Raw genomic sequence first — 18,043 nt, forward strand, 5'->3', positions numbered from 1 at the left:
AATTCCGTTCTTTTGCGGGTGCAGCTGGTTTACCAGCGACGTCGGCTTCGCTTCGGCCGGGGCTGGCATGATGCAGGCAGAGCGCCTGACAACTACTTCCCCAAGCGACGGGGGCGTCAGGGCCTCCCGCGAAACAAAGACCCGAACGTGCCGGGCGTCATACCAGTCTAGAGGGAAAAGCTGAAGGGAGCCTGCTATTGGGCGTCCGGGGCCAAGTCTGCGGCCGGGGACTCATCTGCGCCGGCTTCAAAAAGGTCGAGTTGCTCCTGTGCGAAGACACCGGCCGGGACGGCGTAGCCCAGGTGCGTCCATGCTGCCGCCAGGGCGATCCTTCCCCGGGGGGTGCGTCCAAGCAGGCCTTCACGGACCAGGAAGGGCTCGGCGACCGTCTCCACGGTTTCGGTCTCTTCGCCGACGGCGATGGCGAGGGTGGACAGACCCACGGGACCGCCGCCGAATTTGGTGATGAGGGCGTCAAGGACTGCCCGGTCCAGCCGGTCCAGTCCCTTCTTGTCCACTTCATACATATCCAGGGCAGCGGAGGCGGACCTGGCATCGATTTGTTCCACACCATGCACCAGCGCCCAGTCCCGGACGCGGCGCAGCAGTCGATTGGCGATGCGCGGGGTCCCACGGGAACGGCCGGCGATTTCGGCGAACCCGGCGGAATTGACTTTGAGGTCCAGCAGCCCTGCGGAGCGGCGAAGGACCAGCTCCAGCTCGGGAACGGAGTAGAACTCGAGGTGTCCGGTGAAGCCGAACCGGTCCCGGAGAGGACCCGGGAGCAACCCGGCGCGGGTGGTGGCACCCACCAGGGTGAAAGGTGGCAGCTCGAGAGGAATGGCGGTGGCACCGGCGCCTTTGCCCACCACGATGTCCACCCGGAAGTCCTCCATGGCCATGTACAGCATTTCCTCGGCCGGCCGGGACATGCGGTGGATCTCGTCGAGGAACAGTACCTCGCCCTCGGACAGCGAGGACAGGATGGCCGCGAGGTCGCCGGCGTGCTGGATGGCCGGTCCGCTGCTGAGGCGCAGCGGGGCGTTCATTTCCGCGGCAACGATCATGGCAAGGGTGGTCTTGCCCAGGCCCGGCGGACCGGAGAACAGCACGTGGTCCGCCGTCCGTCCGCGCATCCGGGAAGCCTGAAGCACCAGCGACAGCTGCTTGCGCACCCGGTGCTGGCCAACGAAGTCGTCCAGGTTCTTGGGCCGGAGCGCGGCCTCGATGGCCCGCTCCTCCGGCTCCTCCCCCGCGGCAACCAGCGAGTGTTCAGCCACGGGTGCCTACGCGGTTGCCGGCGCGCGCGCCGTCCTGGCCCAGCCAGCGGAGGGTGGTGCGCAGGATTTCCGGGACGTTGCCGCGGAAGGACACCTCAGGATCGTCGGCCAGGGCTTTGTCGATACTGGCGGAGGCGTCTTTCTCGGACCAACCCAGGCTTGTCATGGCGGCCACCACCTGGGGCTTCCAGGCGGCTTCTGCCGGGGTGGCGGCACCGGGCGCTGCCGGGGTTCCATGGGGGACGAGCTTCCCGGCCAGTTCCAGCACGATCCGGCCGGCCACCTTGGGCCCGATTCCGGGGACTTTGGTGAAGGTCTTGCTGTCCCCTGTGTGCGCTGCGACGCGGATGGCTTCAGGATCATGCACCGCCAGGACTGCCAAAGCCAAGCGGGGGCCGACACCGCTGACACTGAGCAGGATGTCGAATACCTCGCGTTCGTCATCGGAAGCGAAGCCGAAAAGCGTCAACGAGTCTTCCCTGACGATCAGGGAGGTGAACAGCTGCCCCTGGTCACCCACCCGCAGCCGGCTGAGGGTCTGCGGCGTGGCGTAGACACTCATGCCCGCGCCGTTGAGGTCAATCACTGCCGTTGACAGGCCAACGTGCGCTACGGTTCCGCGGAGGAAACTGATCAAGGCCGGGCTCCCGTTATTCTGCCGGACCCTATATCGTGGCCCCGGCTATCCGAACATATCTACGAATACCCTAGCAAGCAGCAGGGACAATCAGCGTGCGCGGCGCGCCTTGGCCTCGGCTTCGGCCCACGCCCGCTGGGCAGGCGTGAGCGATGAACTGCCGGGGCCGGTGGTTGCCACGGCCGCCCCGCTTCCGGCCCGCCACGCGTGCGTGATGGCCAGTGCCAGGGCGTCGGCAGCGTCAGCCGGACGCGGCGGGGCATCAAGCCGGAGGATCTTGGTGACCAACTTGGTCACGGCGTCCTTGTTGGAGGACCCGCTTCCGGTCACCGCCGCCTTGACCTCCGACGGCGTATGCAGCGCCACCGGTATTCCCCGCCGGGCCGCCGCCGCGATGACCACGCCGGAGGCCTGGGCAACGCCCATCACGGTGCTGACGTTGAGCTGCGAGAAGACGCGCTCGACGGCGAGGACCTCCGGTTCGTAGCGGTCCAGCCATTCGTCAATGGCGGTGGCGATCACCAGCAGGCGCCGGTCGAGGCTCTCGTCCGGGGACGTGCCCACGACGCCGACGGCCACCATGCTGGCGCGGCGGTTCCGCTCGACATCCACCACACCGATGCCGCACCGGGTGAGGCCGGGGTCGACGCCGAGGACGCGGAGGGTCACGCCTGCACCCGCGCCCCGGGCGCAGCCGGTTCCAGCCCGGGCGGCCGATTACCTGGCAAGGCCGGACGTCACTCTGATTCCAGGGCAGCCTGGACTTCGTCGCTGAGGTCGGCGTTGCTGTACACGTTCTGCACGTCGTCGAGGTCCTCGAGGGCGTCGGCGAGCTTGAGGAACTTGCGCGCGCCGTCCACATCGAGCTCGACCTGCATTGACGGCACGAACTCCACCTCGTCCGTGTCGTATTCGATGCCGGCTTCCGTCAGCGCTTCACGGATGGCCTGGAGGTCGCCCGGTTCCGAGTGGATCTCGAAGGTCTCGCCGTTGTCCTTGACTTCCTCCGCGCCCGCGTCCAGGACTGCCATCAGGACGTCATCCTCGCTCAGGCCGTTCTTGGGCAGGTTCACCACGCCCTTGCGGGTGAAGAGGTAGCTGACCGAACCGGGGTCGGCGATGGTGCCGCCATTGCGGGAGATGGCCAGGCGCACTTCGGAGGCCGCACGGTTCTTGTTGTCGGTAAGGCACTCGATCAGCAGGGCCGAGCCCTGGGGCCCGCGGGCCTCGTACATGATTTCGGTGTAGTCCACCACTTCGCCGGTGAGGCCGGCGCCGCGCTTGATGGCGCGGTCGATGTTGTCGTTGGGAACCGACGTTTTCTTGGCCTTGGTGACAGCCAGTTCCAGGCCGGGGTTGCCGGCGAGGTCCGGTCCGCCCATGCGGGCGGCAACTTCGATGTTCTTGATCAGCTTGGCAAACGACTTGGCGCGGCGGCTGTCAATGATCGCCTTTTTGTGCTTGGTCGTTGCCCATTTGGAGTGGCCTGACATGGCTTTACGCTTCTCCTCTGATCATTCGGATAAAAAGTTCATGTACGCGTTTTTCGCCGGTCACTTCCGGATGGAAGGAGGTGGCCAGCAGCTGGCCGGAACGCACTGCGACAATTCTAGCCGCCCCGGGGAGCGATACGGCGTGCGACGCCTGCCCGGGGTCCGCCGGTTCCACCTGGGCCAGGACCTCCACGTCCGGCCCCACGCGCTCCACCCAGGGACCGCGAATAAAGACCGCGTGCACCGGTTCCACGCCGGATTCGGTGGCGCTGAAGTCCAGGCCCTTGAAGTCCAGGGCGGTTTCGAAGGACTCACGCTGCCGGCCGAACGCGTTCCGGCGGACGGTGATGTCCAGGCCGCCGAAGGTCTGTTGGGGCGCGCCGGACAGATCGGTTGCGGGGTCGGCGATGTCCGAGGCGAGCAGGATCATGCCTGCGCAGGATCCATAGACGGGCAGTCCCTCGGCGATGTACTTGCGGAGGGGGTCGGCAAGCTCGAACGCCCGTGCGAGCTTATCGATGGCGGTGGATTCGCCACCTGGAATGATGAGACCGTCCAGGCCGTCCAGTTCCTCCGGACGGCGTACGGGCACGGCCTGGGCGCCTGTGTCCTGCGCGGCACGCAGGTGCTCGCGGAAGTCTCCCTGGAGGGCCAGGACGCCAATCTTCAGGCCCGAACCCACGCGTGCAGGAGCAGCAGATGGGGGATTAATCATCCCTCCAGCATACGGGCCGTGAAGGATGGCCGAAGCCGCGGGCACGCGGCCGGCAAAGGTTGCATGCCCCTGCTGGGATATATTCAAAACATGGTCTTCTTCACTGTTCCGCTCGGCAAGCTGGTCCGCAGGGTCTCCCGGCTCCGGGGTGGCGGATCCGCCCTCCCAGGCCTGGTGGTCGAGAAAATCGACCCCGGCTTCATGCGGCGGACGCTCACCACCCTGCCACACGGTGTTGCGGTGGTCAGCGGCACGAACGGCAAGACCACCACCACCAAAATGGTGGTTGAGCTGCTGGAAAGCCAGGGCCTGAAGGTGTTCACCAACCGCACCGGGAGCAACTTCACGCGGGGCGTGGCGGCTGCCCTCCTGGGCGAGGTTGACTGGCGCGGGAGGCTGGACGCAGACGTCGCTGTCCTGGAGCTGGACGAAGCACATGCCGTCCATTTCGTGAACAGTGTCCCGCCCCGGTACTGCCTGCTCCTCAATGTGCTGCGTGACCAGCTGGACCGCTTTGGCGAGATCGACAAGACCGCGCAGCTGCTGCAGCATATCGCCGCCAAAACCACCGGAACGGTTGTCCTGAACCGTGAAGACCCAAGGGTCGCCAGGATCGCGGACACCCTGACGGGACAGGAGGTCAAGTACTTCGGCCTTGACCACTCCCTGCTGGGCACCTTTCCTAACGACGACGACATGCGCGCCGCCCCCGGCAGCCCTGCTCCGGCGGCCCTGCCGGAAAAGCCCGCCGCCGACGTCGTACTCCGTAAGGTGGGCGCGGACAGCGCCGAGTTTGAGTACGACGGCGGGACGGTCACCACGGCGATGAAGCTGCGCGGCGTCTACAACATCTTCAACGCCGCCGCCGCCCTGACGCTGGCCCGGAGCATCTGCGGAGCGGGCGCCGCAACAGCTGACCACGCCACGTTGCTGGAGGCGCTGTCCCGGGTAGCCCCGGCTTTCGGCCGCGGTGAAAGTCTCACCGTGGAGGGCCAGCCGCTGGACCTGGTGCTGGTGAAAAACCCGAGCGGTTTCCGCCTGGGGTTGAAGTCCTTCCCCGCCGCCGGTTATGCCACCATGATTGCCATCAACGACAACTACGCGGACGGCCGCGACATGTCCTGGCTGTGGGATGTCGAATTCGACTCCCTCCGCGAGGGCGGGGTGGACGTTTTGACCGGGTCACGGGCCTACGACATGGCACTTCGGCTGCAGTATGACCAGGTTCCCGTCGGAGCGGTGGAAACGGATATTCCCGCGGCGCTGGCAGCGTTCGTCCGGGAGGGCCGGGGCAAGCCCAAGCGCATCTTCTGCACCTACACTGCCATGCTGGCCATCCGCCGCGAACTGTCCAAAATCACCACCGTGGAGGTTGTCTCGTGAACCAGGCAGAAGCAGCGGCCATGGACGGCCGGTCCAAGGGCACCATCCGCGTGGTGCAGCTGTACCCGCGCGACATGAACATCTACGGCGACTGGGGCAACGCCCTGGTCCTGCAGCGGCGCATCCAGTGGCACGGCTACACCCCTGAACTGCTTGAGTACAACGTCGGCGATCCCTTCCCGGAGGACGTGGACATCATCGTCGGCGGCGGCGGCCAGGACAGCGGCCAACTGGTCATCCAGGATGACCTGCAGGCCCGGGCCGGGCAACTGAAGGACCTGGCGGAGGACGGCGCACCCATGCTTGTCATCTGTGGCCTTTACCAGCTTTTCGGCCGGTTCTTCAAGACCCGCACGGGCGCGGTCATCCCGGGCATCGGCATCCTTGACGTGGAAACACACGGCACTGATGAGCGCCTGATCGGCAACGTCAAGGTGTCTACCCAGGAGTTCGGCGAGGTCCTGGGCTACGAGAACCACAGCGGCCAGACGACCCTGGGCACTGGGGTCCGCCCGCTCGGCACCGTACCCAAGGGCACGGGAAACAACAGCAACGACGGCCATGAGGGTGCCCGCTACCGCAACATAGTGGCCAGCTATTTGCACGGCTCGCTGCTGCCCAAGAACCCGGCCATTGCGGACTTCCTCATCCGCACGGCCGCTGAGCGCAAGTTTGGCAGCTTTTCCCCCGGCAACCCGGACGACACTTACGCTCTCCTGGCCCGCGAGCACGCCGGTCGCCGTCCCCGCTGACCCGCAAAAGGGCCGCAGGAACAGGCGGTTTCAGGGGCGCCCTACCGCCATTGGAAGTACTCCCGGTGGATGTTGGCGCGGCGCACACCTGCCGCCCGGAAGCCCTTCCGGAACTGCCGCAGCATGGCGTCAGGGCCACCCATGAAGACGGACAGATGGCGCGGCTCCGTGTCCACCGCCGCGATGACCGCCTCCGGTGTCAGCCTCCCATCCCTTCCCGTGTCAACAAGATGGACTGCCAGCCGCGGATGGTTCCGGGCGATGGCGGTGATCTCGTCCGCGAACGGGGACTGCCCAGCCGAGGTAACGAATAAGTGGACGTCTTCCTGGAGTTCCCCGTCAAGGGACCGCAGCCAGCTGAGGAAAGGCGTGATGCCCACGCCACCGGCAATCCATACCTGATGGGCAGTGCCGCGATGCCTGTCGAAACGGCCATAGGGTCCACCCACCACCGCAGGCATTCCCGGCTGGACCACATCGGGGAGCCTTGTGGTGTGGTCACCCAGGGCTTTGACGGTAATGCTGATCCCGCCTTCCGGGGCGGGGCCCGAGATGGAGAACGGATGCCGCTGCCAGCCATCCGCCGTCTCGAGATAGACCATGGCGAACTGTCCGGGCTTGAAGGCCAACGGACGCCCGAGAGGCCGGAGTGCAACCTCCAGCAGGTCCGGCGCAACCGGCCGCACCGCTGCCACCTGGTAGTCGTGGTGCGGCAGGAAGCGCCGCGCCAGCAACTCACGGTAGGCGTAAAACGCAAGTCCCGTTCCGCCGATGGCCACGTAGCTCCACCGCAGCGCGGGAACTGCCTCGAAGGCGCTGGCATCGAGCAGTCCGTGCAGGAAGCCCGCCGCCAGGAACAGGCCGGTGAGCCGATGGAAACCCCGCCACCGTTCGTAGCCACCCAGCAGGCGGGCCAGCAGCCGGGCCGGCCGTGTTTGCAGCGTGGCCACCACCAGCTGGCGGACAGGCGCCGGAAGCATGGTGCGCCAGCGCGGCAGGATGGCCCACACCGCCAGGGCCGTGAGGCCGCAAATAGCCACTACCGCCAGGGTCTTTCCGAGGCTGGTGGCCTCCGGATTGGACGCCATTTCTATGTGCGGCAGGAGCAGGACGGTTGCGGTGATGGCCACCCTGCGATGCCAGATGGCGGCGTGGTCGATCCCGCCGAAGACCGGCTCGACATGTGGAAGGGTGCTGACCAGGACCAGTGCGATTGAGTACAGCAGAACTGATTCCCCGCCGAACAACTGCCCCACGTGTCCCAGGACAGGTTCACTGGCCGGACGCGCCAGGTACCAAAAGATGCCATAGGCAGCCACCAGCGCCAGGATAACGGCGGGTCCCACCCACCGGAACGGTAAGCCCGCCAAGGCACTCCCCGACCTCGTGCCGCGTTCGGCCATGGACCTGGCTCCCTTCGTCAGTGCCCAACCCCAGCGCTGCCAAGCATGACGCACAGAATGCGGCCCGGACTGGACCCCATAGCGGCCATTGTAGGGATGGACGCTGGGAACACGGGCATTTTTGGACGATTGAGAAGCGTTGCACCTTGTGAAAGGTTTACCCCATGACGAACCCCCTTCTTTCCGCCAGTCCCCTGCCCTACGCCCTCCCGCCTTTTGTGGGGATTACGGTGGAGCAGTACCGCGAAGCGATAGAAGCGGGGCTTGGTGCGCACCTGGACGAGATCAAGGGCATCGTCGGCAACAGCGAACCAGCCACGTTCGCTAATACGGCCCTCGCAATGGAACGGTCCGGGCAGTTGCTGAACCGCGCAGCCGCCGCCTTCTTCACCCTGGTGTCAGCGGATGCTTCGCCGGAGATCCGGGAACTCGAATCGGACCTTTCCCCGAGGTTCTCCGCCCACCAGGACGAGGTATTCCTCAACAGGCAGCTGTTCGATCGTTTTGCCGCCATTGATACCGCGGGCCACGACTCGGAATCCGCCCGCCTTGTGGAGGAATACCTTAAGGAGTTCCGGCAGTCCGGAATCCAGCTGGATGCGCCGGGCCAGGAGCGGCTGCGTGCCATCAACAGGCAACTGGCCCGGCTGGGCACGGAGTTCGGTCAGCGGGTGAAGGAAGGGATTAAGTCCGCGGCACTGCTGCTCGAGGATGAGCAGGACCTGGCGGGCCTGCCGGCTGACGAGGTGGCAGCCGCCGCTGAGGCTGCCCGGTCCGCCGGGCACGACGGCAAGTACCTGCTCACCCTGATCCAGCCGGGGAACCAGCCAGCACTGGCCGCGCTTGGGAACCGGGACGTCCGCCGTCGTCTGTTTGAAGCGTCCGTGGCAAGGGGCAGCGGCGGCGGCAGCCTCGATGTCCTGGATCTGGCCCGGGAGATGGCCGGACTTCGGGCGGAGAAGGCCCAGTTGTTGGGCTTCGCCAACTACGCCGAACTTGTGGCGGACCGCCAGACGGCACCGGACTTCGAGGCGGTGCGGACCATGCTCAACGGGATTGCACCGGCTGCCGTCCGAAATGCCGACGCCGAGGCTGCGGCCCTGGCTGAGGTTGCCGGACACCCCCTGGAGCCGTGGGACTGGGCCTACTATTCGGCGAAGGTGCGGCGCCAGAAATACGACGTCGACGAACATGCTCTGCGCCCGTACTTTGAACTGGACCGGACCATCAGGGACGGCGTGTTCTTTGCCGCCACGTCCCTGTATGGAGTCACCTTCCACGAGCGGACCGACCTGCGTGCCTATCACCCGGATGTGCGCATCTGGGAGGTCCGGAATGGGGACGGCAGCGGCCTGGGCCTGTTCCTGGGCGATTACTATGCCCGTGAATCCAAACGCGGCGGGGCATGGATGAACTCGCTCGTGGACCAGTCGGCCCTGCTCGGCACCAAACCCGTGGTGGTCAACACCTTGAACATCTCCAAGCCGCCGGCAGGTGAACCCGCACTCCTGACCCTGGACGAAGTCCGCACCCTGTTCCACGAGTTCGGCCACGCCCTGCACGGACTGTTCTCCGACGTGGCCTATCCGCGTTTTTCCGGCACCGCAGTGCCTCGGGATTTCGTGGAGTACCCGTCCCAGGTGAACGAAATGTGGCTCCTGTGGCCGGAAGTGTTGTCGAATTACGCGCGGCACTATGTCAGTGGCGAGCCGCTGGCGCAGGACATCGTGGACCGGCTTGACGCATCCGCGCTTTGGGGCGAAGGGTTCGCAACCACCGAGTACCTGGGAGCCGCCCTGCTCGACCTCGCTTGGCACACACTGGAGCCGGACAACATTCCGGACGACGCCCCAGAGTTCGAGGCAAAGGCCCTCGCAGCGGCAGGCATCGCGCATCCGCTGATCCCGCCGCGTTACCGGACCGGCTACTTCCAGCACATTTTCGCCGGCGCCGGCTATGCGGCGGGGTACTACTCCTACATCTGGAGCGAAGTCCTCGACGCGGACACGGTGGAGTGGTTCAAGGAGCACGGCGGACTCACCAGAAGCAACGGCGAACGCTTCCGCCAGGAGCTCCTCAGCCGCGGCAACAGCCGGGACCCCCTGGAGTCCTTCCGGATCCTGAGAGGCCGAGACGCGGACCTGGCCCCGCTGCTAAAGCGCCGAGGCCTCGAGTAACCCCATCGATTGCTGAGTAATTGTCGTTTAGCGCCCGGAATACGACAATTACGGAGCAATCGATTTAAAAGAACGACGCCGGTCCCCCACCAACAAATGGTGAGGAACCGGCGTCGTCACAAAATCACAAGGCGACCCAATGCGTCGGACGGCGTTACCCGGCAGCGTGCGTAAAAGGGGCCCCGCGCCCCAGCCAGCGGCGAAAGCTGCCAAAGGAGCGCGGGGAATAGCACGCAGAGGGTGACGCCGCCCGGCGCCCGAGGCGCCGAAAAGGGAGAGAGTTACCAGCCGCGCTCGGCGAGTCGGTGCGGCTGGGGGATCTCGTCGACGTTGATGCCCACCATGGCTTCGCCCAGCCCGCGGGAGGCCTTGGCGATGACGTCGGGGTCGTCGTAGAAGGTGGTGGCCTTGACGACGGCGGCGGCGCGCTGGGCGGGGTTGCCGGACTTGAAGATGCCTGAGCCGACGAACACGCCGTCGGCGCCGAGCTGCATCATCATGGCGGCGTCAGCGGGGGTGGCGATGCCGCCTGCGGTGAACAGCACCACGGGGAGCTTGCCGGCCGCGGCAACTTCCTTGACAAGTTCGTACGGGGCCTGCAGTTCCTTGGCGGCAACGTAGAGCTCGTCCTCGGGCAGGGAGGACAGCTTGGCGATCTCGGAGCGGATCTTGCGCATGTGCCCGGTGGCGTTGGAGACGTCGCCGGTGCCGGCCTCGCCCTTGGACCGGATCATGGCCGCGCCCTCGTTGATGCGGCGCAGGGCCTCACCGAGGTTGGTGGCACCGCAGACGAAGGGAACCTTGAAGTTCCACTTGTCGATGTGGTTGACGTAGTCGGCCGGGGTGAGGACCTCGGACTCGTCGATGTAGTCGACGCCGAGGGACTGCAGGACCTGGGCCTCGACGAAGTGGCCGATGCGGGCCTTGGCCATGACCGGGATGGACACGGCGTCGATGATCTGGTCGATCATGTCGGGGTCGGACATGCGGGACACGCCGCCCTGGGCACGGATGTCGGCCGGAACGCGCTCCAGCGCCATGACCGCCACGGCACCGGCGTCTTCGGCGATGCGGGCCTGCTCGACGTTGACGACGTCCATGATGACGCCGCCCTTGAGCATCTCGGCCATGCCGCGCTTCACGCGGCTGCTGCCCGTGACGCTGTTCGCGGACGAACCGGCCTCGTTGCTTACATCAGGTGTAGACACAAAAACCCCTATGGGTAGACAGATGATCTTCGCCGGGCATGCGGCGGCAGCTGCCGGACGTGCACGCACCGATTGCCGGGTCCGTTGACCGGGCACTTATATACTAGTCCCCTGTTGCCCGGGGAACTTAATCAGGCTTAATCAGCCGGAGTGGGTTCTGCCAGGGCCTGCCGGCGCACCGAGGCCACCCGCTGCGCGACGGTGACAAGGCTCGCGGCTGCCAGCAGAACCAGCGTCACCAGGAGCACCACCGGCGGGAGCCCAAGCCCCGTCAGGCCCGTCACCACCAGGACGGAGACCAGGCGTTCGGCCCGCTCCGCAATCCCGACATTGGCGGTGAATCCCAGCGACTCCGCTTTCGCCCTGGCGTACGAGACAACCATGCCAAGGACAAGGCAAAGAAGCGCGGAGACAGCGATGGGGGTGTTGCTGCCGCCGGTGAAGAACCAGACGGACACGCCCGCGAACAACGCGCCGTCGGCGATCCGGTCCAGCGTTGAGTCGAGGAAGTTTCCCCAGCGGCTCTTCACGTTCTGCATCCGGGCCATGATCCCGTCGAGGACATCCGAGAATATGAATGCGGTAATGAAGAGGGTGCCCCAGAAGAGCTGGCCCAGGGGGTAGAAGACGAGGGCTCCAGCAGCCACGCCGGCAGTGCCGAGGATGGTCACCGCATCCGGGGAGACGCCGATCTTCAGGAGCCAGCGGGCCAGCGGGGTAAACAGCGCGGTGAAGAAGCCGCGGGCATGCTTATTCAGCATCCGACTCCCCGGGCCACGCGTCGGACACCTGCTGCCGGACCTCGTCAAGGGTCTGGGTGATGGCCTTCGTCTGGGCGATGATGGGGAAGAAATTTCCGTCGCCGCCCCATCGTGGAACGATGTGCTGGTGCAGGTGGGCCGAAATGCCGGCGCCCCCCACCACCCCCTGGTTCATGCCAAGGTTGAACCCGCCTGGATTGGACACTTTGCGCAGGACGCGCATGGCGGTCTGGGTCAGGTCGGCAAACTCGGCTGTTTCCTCAACCGTGAGGTCTGTGTAATCCGGGATATGCCGGTACGGGCAAACCAGCAGGTGGCCCGGGTTGTACGGGAAGAGGTTCAGCACCACGTAGCAGGTCCTGCCACGGTGCACGATGAGCGCCTCTTCGTCGGTGCGGCTGGGGCCTACGCAGAAAGGGCAGTCGTTTTCGTTCTTGAACTGGTGCTGGCCGCCCTTGATGTAGGCCATGCGGTGCGGAGTCCACAGGCGCTGGAAGGCGTCCGGGACACCGGCGAGGGCAAAGTCGTCGGTAACGCCGTCATCGCCTGGATATCCTGCGCCTGTGTTCTCCTGCACTGTGCTGATTCCGTTCGGCTAGCTGGTCCGGTTGCGGACGGCGTCGGTGATCCGCTTGACTGCTTCCGCCACGGGCACGCCGTTGTCCTGGCTTCCGTCGCGGAACCGGAACGAAACGGCACCCGCCTCGGCGTCGTCCCCACCGGCGATCAGCACGAACGGGATCTTGTCCTTGCTGGCGGTGCGGATCTTCTTGGGGAACCGGTCCGAGGAAGTGTCCACCTCGGCGCGGATGCCGGCAGCTTTAAGCTGGTCGACGACGTCGAACATGTACTCGTTGAAGGCCTCCGCCACCGGGATCCCCACCACCTGCACGGGTGCCAGCCAGGCAGGGAATGCTCCGGCGTAGTGCTCGGTGAGGACGCCCATGAACCGCTCCACGGATCCAAACAGTGCACGGTGGATCATGACGGGCCGCTGGCGGCTGCCGTCGGCGGCCTGGAATTCCAGTTCGAAGCGTTCGGGCAGGTTGAAGTCCAGCTGGATGGTGGACATCTGCCAGGTGCGTCCGAGCGCATCCTTGGCCTGCACGGAAATCTTGGGCCCGTAGAACGCGGCTCCGCCCGGATCCGGCACCAGCTCCAGCCCGGACTCCTGTGCCACCTCGGCCAGGGTCCTGGTGGCCTCCTCCCAGGTGGCGTCGTCGCCCACGTACTTTTCCGGGTCCTTGGTGGACAGCTCCAGGTAGAAGTCGTTAAGCCCGTAGTCCTTGAGCAGGTCCAGGACGAAGGTCAGGGTTTTGGTGAGCTCGTCCTTCATCTGCTCGCGGGTGCAGTAGATGTGGGCGTCGTCCTGTGTCATCCCCCGGACGCGGGTGAGTCCGTGCACCACGCCGGACTTCTCGTAGCGGTAGACGGAACCGAATTCGAACAGCCGCAGGGGCAGTTCACGGTAGGACCGGCCGCGGGAACGGAAGATGAGGTTGTGCATGGGGCAGTTCATCGGCTTCAGGTAATAGTCCTGGCCGGGCTTGCGAACGGTGCCGTCATCATTGAGTTCGGCGTCCACGTGCATGGCGGGGAACATGCCGTCCTTGTACCAGTCCAGGTGCCCGGAGACCTCGTAGAGGTGCCCTTTGGTGATGTGCGGGGTGTAGACGAACTCGTAGCCGGCCTCGACGTGGCGCTGCCGGGAATAGTCCTCCATCTCCTTGCGGATGATGCCGCCTTTGGGGTGGAAGACGGGCAGGCCGGAGCCCAGTTCGTCCGGGAAGGAGAACAGGTCCAGTTCGGAGCCCAGCTTGCGGTGGTCGCGGCGCTCGGCCTCGGCGATCCGCTCCTGGTAGGCCTTCAAGGCGTCCTTGGTAGGCCAGGCGGTGCCGTAAATGCGCTGCAGCTGCTGGTTCTTCTGGTTGCCCAGCCAGTAGGCCGACGACGAGCGGGTCAGTGCGAAGGCGTTGGAGATGAGCTTGGTGTTGGGCAGGTGGGGGCCGCGGCAGAGGTCGCACCAAACGGTGGTGCCTTCCTTGCGCTCCACGTTGTCGTAAATCGTAATGTCGCCGGCGCCGACCTCAACGTTGACGCCTTCCCCGGCCTCGGCGGCATCGTTCTTCTTCCCCAGGAGCTCAAGCTTGTAGGGCTCGTTCTTCATGGCTTCGCGGGCCTCATCCTCGCTGACCACGCGGCGGACAAACTTCTGGTTCTGGTTGATGATCTTTTGCATCATCTTTTCGATGGTCTTGAGGTCCTCGGGAGTGAACGGCTCGGCGACGTCGAAGTCGAAGTAGAAGCCATCAGTGATGTAGGGGCCGATCCCAAGTTTGGCGTCCGGACGCAGCTGCTGCACGGCCTGGGCCATGACGTGGGCGGTGGAGTGGCGCAGGACGTTCAGGCCGTCCGGCGACTCAATGGTGACACCCTCCACTTCGGCGCCTTCGGGGAGTTCCTGGTCCAGGTCCTTCAGTTCGCCATTAACGCGGGCTACAACGACGTCACGGCGCTCAAAGAAGAGTTCCGCACCGGTGGTCCCGCTAGTCACCTTGGTCTCTTCGCCGTCGACGAGAAGGGTGATCTGCTGGGCATCTGACACGGGTGTCTCCTATTCAAAGTTGAGGCTTCATAGCTTGCGGCATACGGGGACCACAGCCAGCCACCGTCAATGCTATCGGTTCGGTTCAGGGCCGACCAACGCGGCACACGGGGTGTGCCGAACGGATGTCAGCCGTTGAAACCGGTGATGGCAAGGGCCCTGCTGATCCCATCCAGGGGATGCGGCACGTCCTCGACGGCGGCGGCAGCGGACTCCGGGAAGGGCAGGGTCTCCGTCCGGCTCAGGTCCCACGCCATGCTTGCGCTCAGGCTGATGCCCCGGGGCCCGGTCCTCCGGGTAGTCCCGCGGATCAGCAGCAGCCGGGTCCCGAACAGGAGCGGACCGGCGGTTTCCTGCGCTTCGTGGAAGAAGACCGAATCCACGCAGCCGGTGCCGTCGTCGATACTGATGAAAACCACCCTCCTGCCGCCGCGCATGGGGGGTGTCTGGGTTGCCACCCGCACGCCTGCCACCAGCACTTCCGTGCCGTTGCGCAGGTTGAGGAGCTGATCCGCGGTGGTGACACCCAGTTTTTCCAGCAGAGGCCGGTGGCTTTCCATCAGGTGGGTACTGACGTCGACGGCCATGAGATCGAGTTCTGCCCTGACGTTTTCAACCAGCGTGGGGGCGGGCAGGCCGGGTTTGAGGTTGCGCAGTTCAATGTCCCCCAGGGGCAGGGAGAGTTGTCCGTCAACCACATCAGTACCTTTGCGGGACCCGGTGGAAGACTGCAGCTGCTGCAGGTGGTGCACCAGGTCCGCCCGGTTGGCAGGGCCACCTGCTTCGCGGTGCAGGGAGTCGAAGGCACCCAGTTGGGCAAGGCGCCTGATGCTTGGCTTGCTGAGCCGCGAGCGCGCCCTGAGGTCTGCCAAAGAGTCATAAGGCTGTCCGGCCACGATCCGCTTCAATTCGGCAGCAGACAACCCGTAGATCCCGTTGAGGCTGAGCCGGATCCCCAGCTTTCCCGCGTCCTGTCCGGACGCTATCCGCTCCACCCGGTATTCGGCTTTGCTCCGGTTGATGTCCAGGGGAAGGATGGGGATGCCCAGCCGGCGGGCCTCAGCCACCAACAGCCGTTTTGGGTACATGCCGGGGTCGTGTTCCCACAAGCCGGCAAGGAAGGCTTCGGGGTGATGTGCCTTCAGCCAGGCCGACTGGTAGGTGGGGACGGCGAAAGCGGCTCCGTGGGCCTTGCAGAAGCCGAAACTGGCGAAGGACTTCAGTGTCCCCCACACCTTGTCCACCACGTCAGGGGAATATCCCCTCCCTTTGGCGTTCCTGCGGAAGTATTCCTCTACCTGCGCTTCACCGCTCTCGCTTCCCAACGACCGGCGGAATTCGTCTGCCTTGGCCAGCCCGCAGCCGGTCATGGTGTCCAGGGTTTTGAGGATCTGCTCGTGGAAGACCGTGACGCCATGGGTTTCCTGAAGCACCGGTTTGAGGTCCGGGTGGGGATAGACCTCAGGAGCGAACCCGTGCCGGTGTTCCAGGAAGGGCCGCACCATGTCCGATTTCATGGGGCCCGGGCGGAACAGCGAGATGTCGATGATGAGGTCGTTGAACTCCCTTGGCGCCATCTTGCCAATCAGTTCCCGCTGCCCGGGGGATTCAATCTGGAAGCAGCCAAGGGTGTGGGTGCTCCGGATCAGCTCATAGGTAGCTTCGTCGTCGAGGGGAACAGCATTGAGGTCGATCCTGCCATCGGCCGCTATGTAGTCGGGCCCGGAGCCGTCAGGGCCTTGCGGGTGGCCGCCTGCCGCCACCACTTCCTCTTTGCCGGGGTGTATCCGGATAATCTCCCGGACGGCGAACGCCATGGCACTTTGCATCCGGACGCCCAGCACATCGAGCTTGAGCATTCCCATGGGGTCCATGTCATGTTTATCGAACTGGCTCATGGGCAGTCCCAGGCCGCTTGGCTGGACCGGGGTACGGTCCAGGAGCGTGGCATCTCCCAGGATCACTCCGCAGGGGTGCATGGAAATATGCCTTGGGAGCCGGTCGAGCCGTTCGGTCAGGTCCACCAGGAGATCCAACTGCTGGTTCCCATCGGTGTCGCGCCGCTCAACCCGGCCCGCAAATTCCCGCAGCTCGGGTTTTTCCTGCAGCGCCTCACGGAACTTCCGCGCGGAAAACCGCCACAACTGCTTGGCAATCTCCCCCACTTCGTCGTCGTCCATGCCCAGCGCCAGGCCGGCGTCGCGCACTGCTCCCCGTGCCCGGTATCCGTTCTGCATGCTCATCAGGGTGACCCGCTCGGATCCAAAGCGTTCAAAAATCCGGCGGTAGACGTTGTGGCGCTCAGCGCTTTCGACGTCGATGTCAATATCGGGAAGGGTGGCGCGGTCATTGGAGAGGAAGCGTTCAAAAATCAGGTCATGCTGGAGCGGGTTCACATGGCTGACCTCGATCAGGTAGTTGACCAGGCTGGAGGCCCCCGACCCCCTGGCAGCAGCCCTGACCCCCATATCCTGGATCATCCGGGAAACCTCAGCCACCGTCAGGAAGTAGGAAGAGAAGCCAAGGTTGTGGATGATCCCCAGCTCATGGTCCAGCCGGGCAAGTACTGCCTGTTCCGCCATACCGTTGACGCCAGGGAAACGCCTGCCGATTCCTGCCTGGCAGCGCTGGATAAGTTCGGCGTGGGGATCCTGGTTGATGCCGATGACGGATGCCTCCGGCACCACGGGCTGCTTCCAGCCCATGTCGTTGACGGGATCGATGCGGCAGAGGTCGGCGAGCGCCTCTGTCTGTGCCATCAGCTGCCTAAGGTCCGCGGCCCCATACCCTGCAGCGGAAATGATTTCCCTGCCCAGCCCCAGCATCTGTTCCCGGGTTTTCAGCCATCCCTGTCCGGTGGGCTGAAGGAGCGGCTCGCCCGCCAGTTCCGGCAGTGACTTCAGGGTCCGTGCAGAGTCAAGGACGTCGGCTGTGGGTGCTCCATCCGCCGCGCAGTACCGCACAGCGTTGGTGATGATGGCAGGTATGTGGTGTTCCTCGGCCAGCCTGAGCATGCGGACAGCATGCGCAGTGCTGAATGGCGTCCCCGGTGCACTGAGCTGGGAGACGATTTCCGCCACCACCGTTCCTGCCGGCATTGCGTCCACCCATTTTTTGAACAGGGTGCGGGGACGCAGGTAGCGCCGTCCACCCATGGCCCGTCCCACATCTGAGTCAGGGCCCAGCAGGACGGTCAGCACCGGTTTAAGGGTTTGGGGGTCAAGGGTACGGGAAGCGAGTTCGGCGCGGGTGACCGCGGCAGGTACCGCTCCCCCTGCTTTCCCTGAGGTCCTGGCATGGGCATCGGACACCAGCCGGCAGAGCGCCCGGTACCCTGCGCCGTTGTTGTGGCCCCGGGCGAGGACCACTACCCTGCCGGAGACCTGCGTACGGTGATCGCCGTCGTCGTCAAATACTGCAAGGTCCACCCCAACGATGGGGTCGATGCCCGCAGCCATACAGGCTTTGAGGTGCTTAATGGTTCCGTAGAGGCCGTCCCTGTCTGTGCAGGCAAGGGCGGTAGCGCCGTCCGCGGCGGCTGCCATGGCAAGTTCCTCTGGCCAGGAGACGCCGTAGTGGGCACTGAACGCAGTGGAGACGTGAAGGTGGGTGAAACTCATGCTGTTCCG

Annotated in this window: 14 protein-coding genes; 3 read left to right on the forward strand and 11 right to left on the reverse strand. The window is 65.2% G+C overall.

The annotated features are described in order from the left end of the window. Positions 1–194: 194 nt before the first annotated feature. From ruvB to pdxT, 5 genes are all read right to left on the reverse strand, one after another. The gene (gene ruvB, locus AB0313_RS01580) at positions 195–1,280 is read right to left on the reverse strand and encodes a Holliday junction branch migration DNA helicase RuvB (protein WP_366303118.1); all 1,086 of its coding nucleotides are present in this window, start codon (positions 1,278–1,280) and stop codon (positions 195–197) included. Further along, positions 1,273–1,917, reverse strand: coding sequence for a Holliday junction branch migration protein RuvA (gene ruvA / locus AB0313_RS01585; protein ID WP_141941591.1), 645 nt, complete (start codon positions 1,915–1,917; stop codon positions 1,273–1,275). The genes ruvB and ruvA overlap by 8 nt, the downstream gene beginning before the upstream one ends. Before the next feature lie 90 nt (positions 1,918–2,007). Then, the gene (ruvC, locus tag AB0313_RS01590; protein ID WP_141941593.1) at positions 2,008–2,586 is read right to left on the reverse strand and encodes a crossover junction endodeoxyribonuclease RuvC; all 579 of its coding nucleotides are present in this window, start codon (positions 2,584–2,586) and stop codon (positions 2,008–2,010) included. Between the two features lie 68 nt (positions 2,587–2,654). Continuing rightward, on the reverse strand, positions 2,655–3,410 hold the full coding sequence (locus AB0313_RS01595) for a YebC/PmpR family DNA-binding transcriptional regulator (RefSeq protein ID WP_018761454.1): 756 nt from the start codon (positions 3,408–3,410) through the stop codon (positions 2,655–2,657). Between the two features lie 4 nt (positions 3,411–3,414). Next, positions 3,415–4,125 (reverse strand): pyridoxal 5'-phosphate synthase glutaminase subunit PdxT, encoded by a 711-nt coding sequence (pdxT, locus tag AB0313_RS01600; protein WP_366303121.1) that lies wholly within the window; start codon positions 4,123–4,125, stop codon positions 3,415–3,417. A 90-nt stretch (positions 4,126–4,215) separates the two neighbouring features. Here pdxT and AB0313_RS01605 point away from each other — a divergent pair, with 90 nt between their 5' ends. Both AB0313_RS01605 and AB0313_RS01610 read left to right on the forward strand, forming a co-directional pair. Then, positions 4,216–5,508, forward strand: a complete 1,293-nt coding sequence (locus AB0313_RS01605; RefSeq protein WP_366303256.1) for a MurT ligase domain-containing protein — start codon at positions 4,216–4,218, stop codon at positions 5,506–5,508. A 20-nt stretch (positions 5,509–5,528) separates the two neighbouring features. After that, the gene (locus AB0313_RS01610) at positions 5,529–6,260 is read left to right on the forward strand and encodes a glutamine amidotransferase (RefSeq protein ID WP_366303258.1); all 732 of its coding nucleotides are present in this window, start codon (positions 5,529–5,531) and stop codon (positions 6,258–6,260) included. A 41-nt stretch (positions 6,261–6,301) separates the two neighbouring features. Here AB0313_RS01610 and AB0313_RS01615 read toward each other — a convergent pair whose 3' ends face one another. Beyond that, a complete protein-coding gene (locus AB0313_RS01615; protein ID WP_366303123.1) occupies positions 6,302–7,630 on the reverse strand; it encodes a hypothetical protein in 1,329 nt (442 codons plus the stop codon). Between the two features lie 197 nt (positions 7,631–7,827). On the opposite strand from AB0313_RS01615, the gene AB0313_RS01620 reads away from it, so the two are divergent. Next, positions 7,828–9,840 carry a M3 family metallopeptidase gene (locus AB0313_RS01620; protein WP_366303125.1) on the forward strand — a complete coding sequence of 671 codons (2,013 nt, stop codon included), beginning with the start codon at positions 7,828–7,830 and terminating at the stop codon, positions 9,838–9,840. Between the two features lie 281 nt (positions 9,841–10,121). On the opposite strand, the gene pdxS is transcribed toward AB0313_RS01620, so the two are convergent. The 5 genes from pdxS to dnaE form a co-directional block, all read right to left on the reverse strand. After that, positions 10,122–11,048 (reverse strand): pyridoxal 5'-phosphate synthase lyase subunit PdxS, encoded by a 927-nt coding sequence (gene pdxS, locus AB0313_RS01625; RefSeq protein ID WP_141941605.1) that lies wholly within the window; start codon positions 11,046–11,048, stop codon positions 10,122–10,124. A gap of 137 nt (positions 11,049–11,185) precedes the next feature. Continuing rightward, positions 11,186–11,809 (reverse strand): phosphatidylinositol phosphate synthase, encoded by a 624-nt coding sequence (gene pgsA, locus AB0313_RS01630; RefSeq protein ID WP_141941607.1) that lies wholly within the window; start codon positions 11,807–11,809, stop codon positions 11,186–11,188. Further along, entirely contained in the window at positions 11,799–12,386 is a 588-nt protein-coding gene (locus tag AB0313_RS01635) for an HIT domain-containing protein (RefSeq protein WP_141941609.1), read from the reverse strand. Before AB0313_RS01635 ends, pgsA begins: the two co-directional genes overlap by 11 nt. An 18-nt stretch (positions 12,387–12,404) precedes the next feature. Further along, entirely contained in the window at positions 12,405–14,414 is a 2,010-nt protein-coding gene (gene thrS / locus AB0313_RS01640) for a threonine--tRNA ligase (protein WP_366303128.1), read from the reverse strand. A 128-nt stretch (positions 14,415–14,542) separates the two neighbouring features. Continuing rightward, entirely contained in the window at positions 14,543–18,034 is a 3,492-nt protein-coding gene (gene dnaE, locus AB0313_RS01645) for a DNA polymerase III subunit alpha (RefSeq protein ID WP_366303130.1), read from the reverse strand. Positions 18,035–18,043: the final 9 nt, after the last annotated feature.

This window comes from Pseudarthrobacter sp. NPDC080039, assembly GCF_040702335.1.
Classification (GTDB): Bacteria; Actinomycetota; Actinomycetes; order Actinomycetales; family Micrococcaceae; genus Arthrobacter; species Arthrobacter enclensis_A.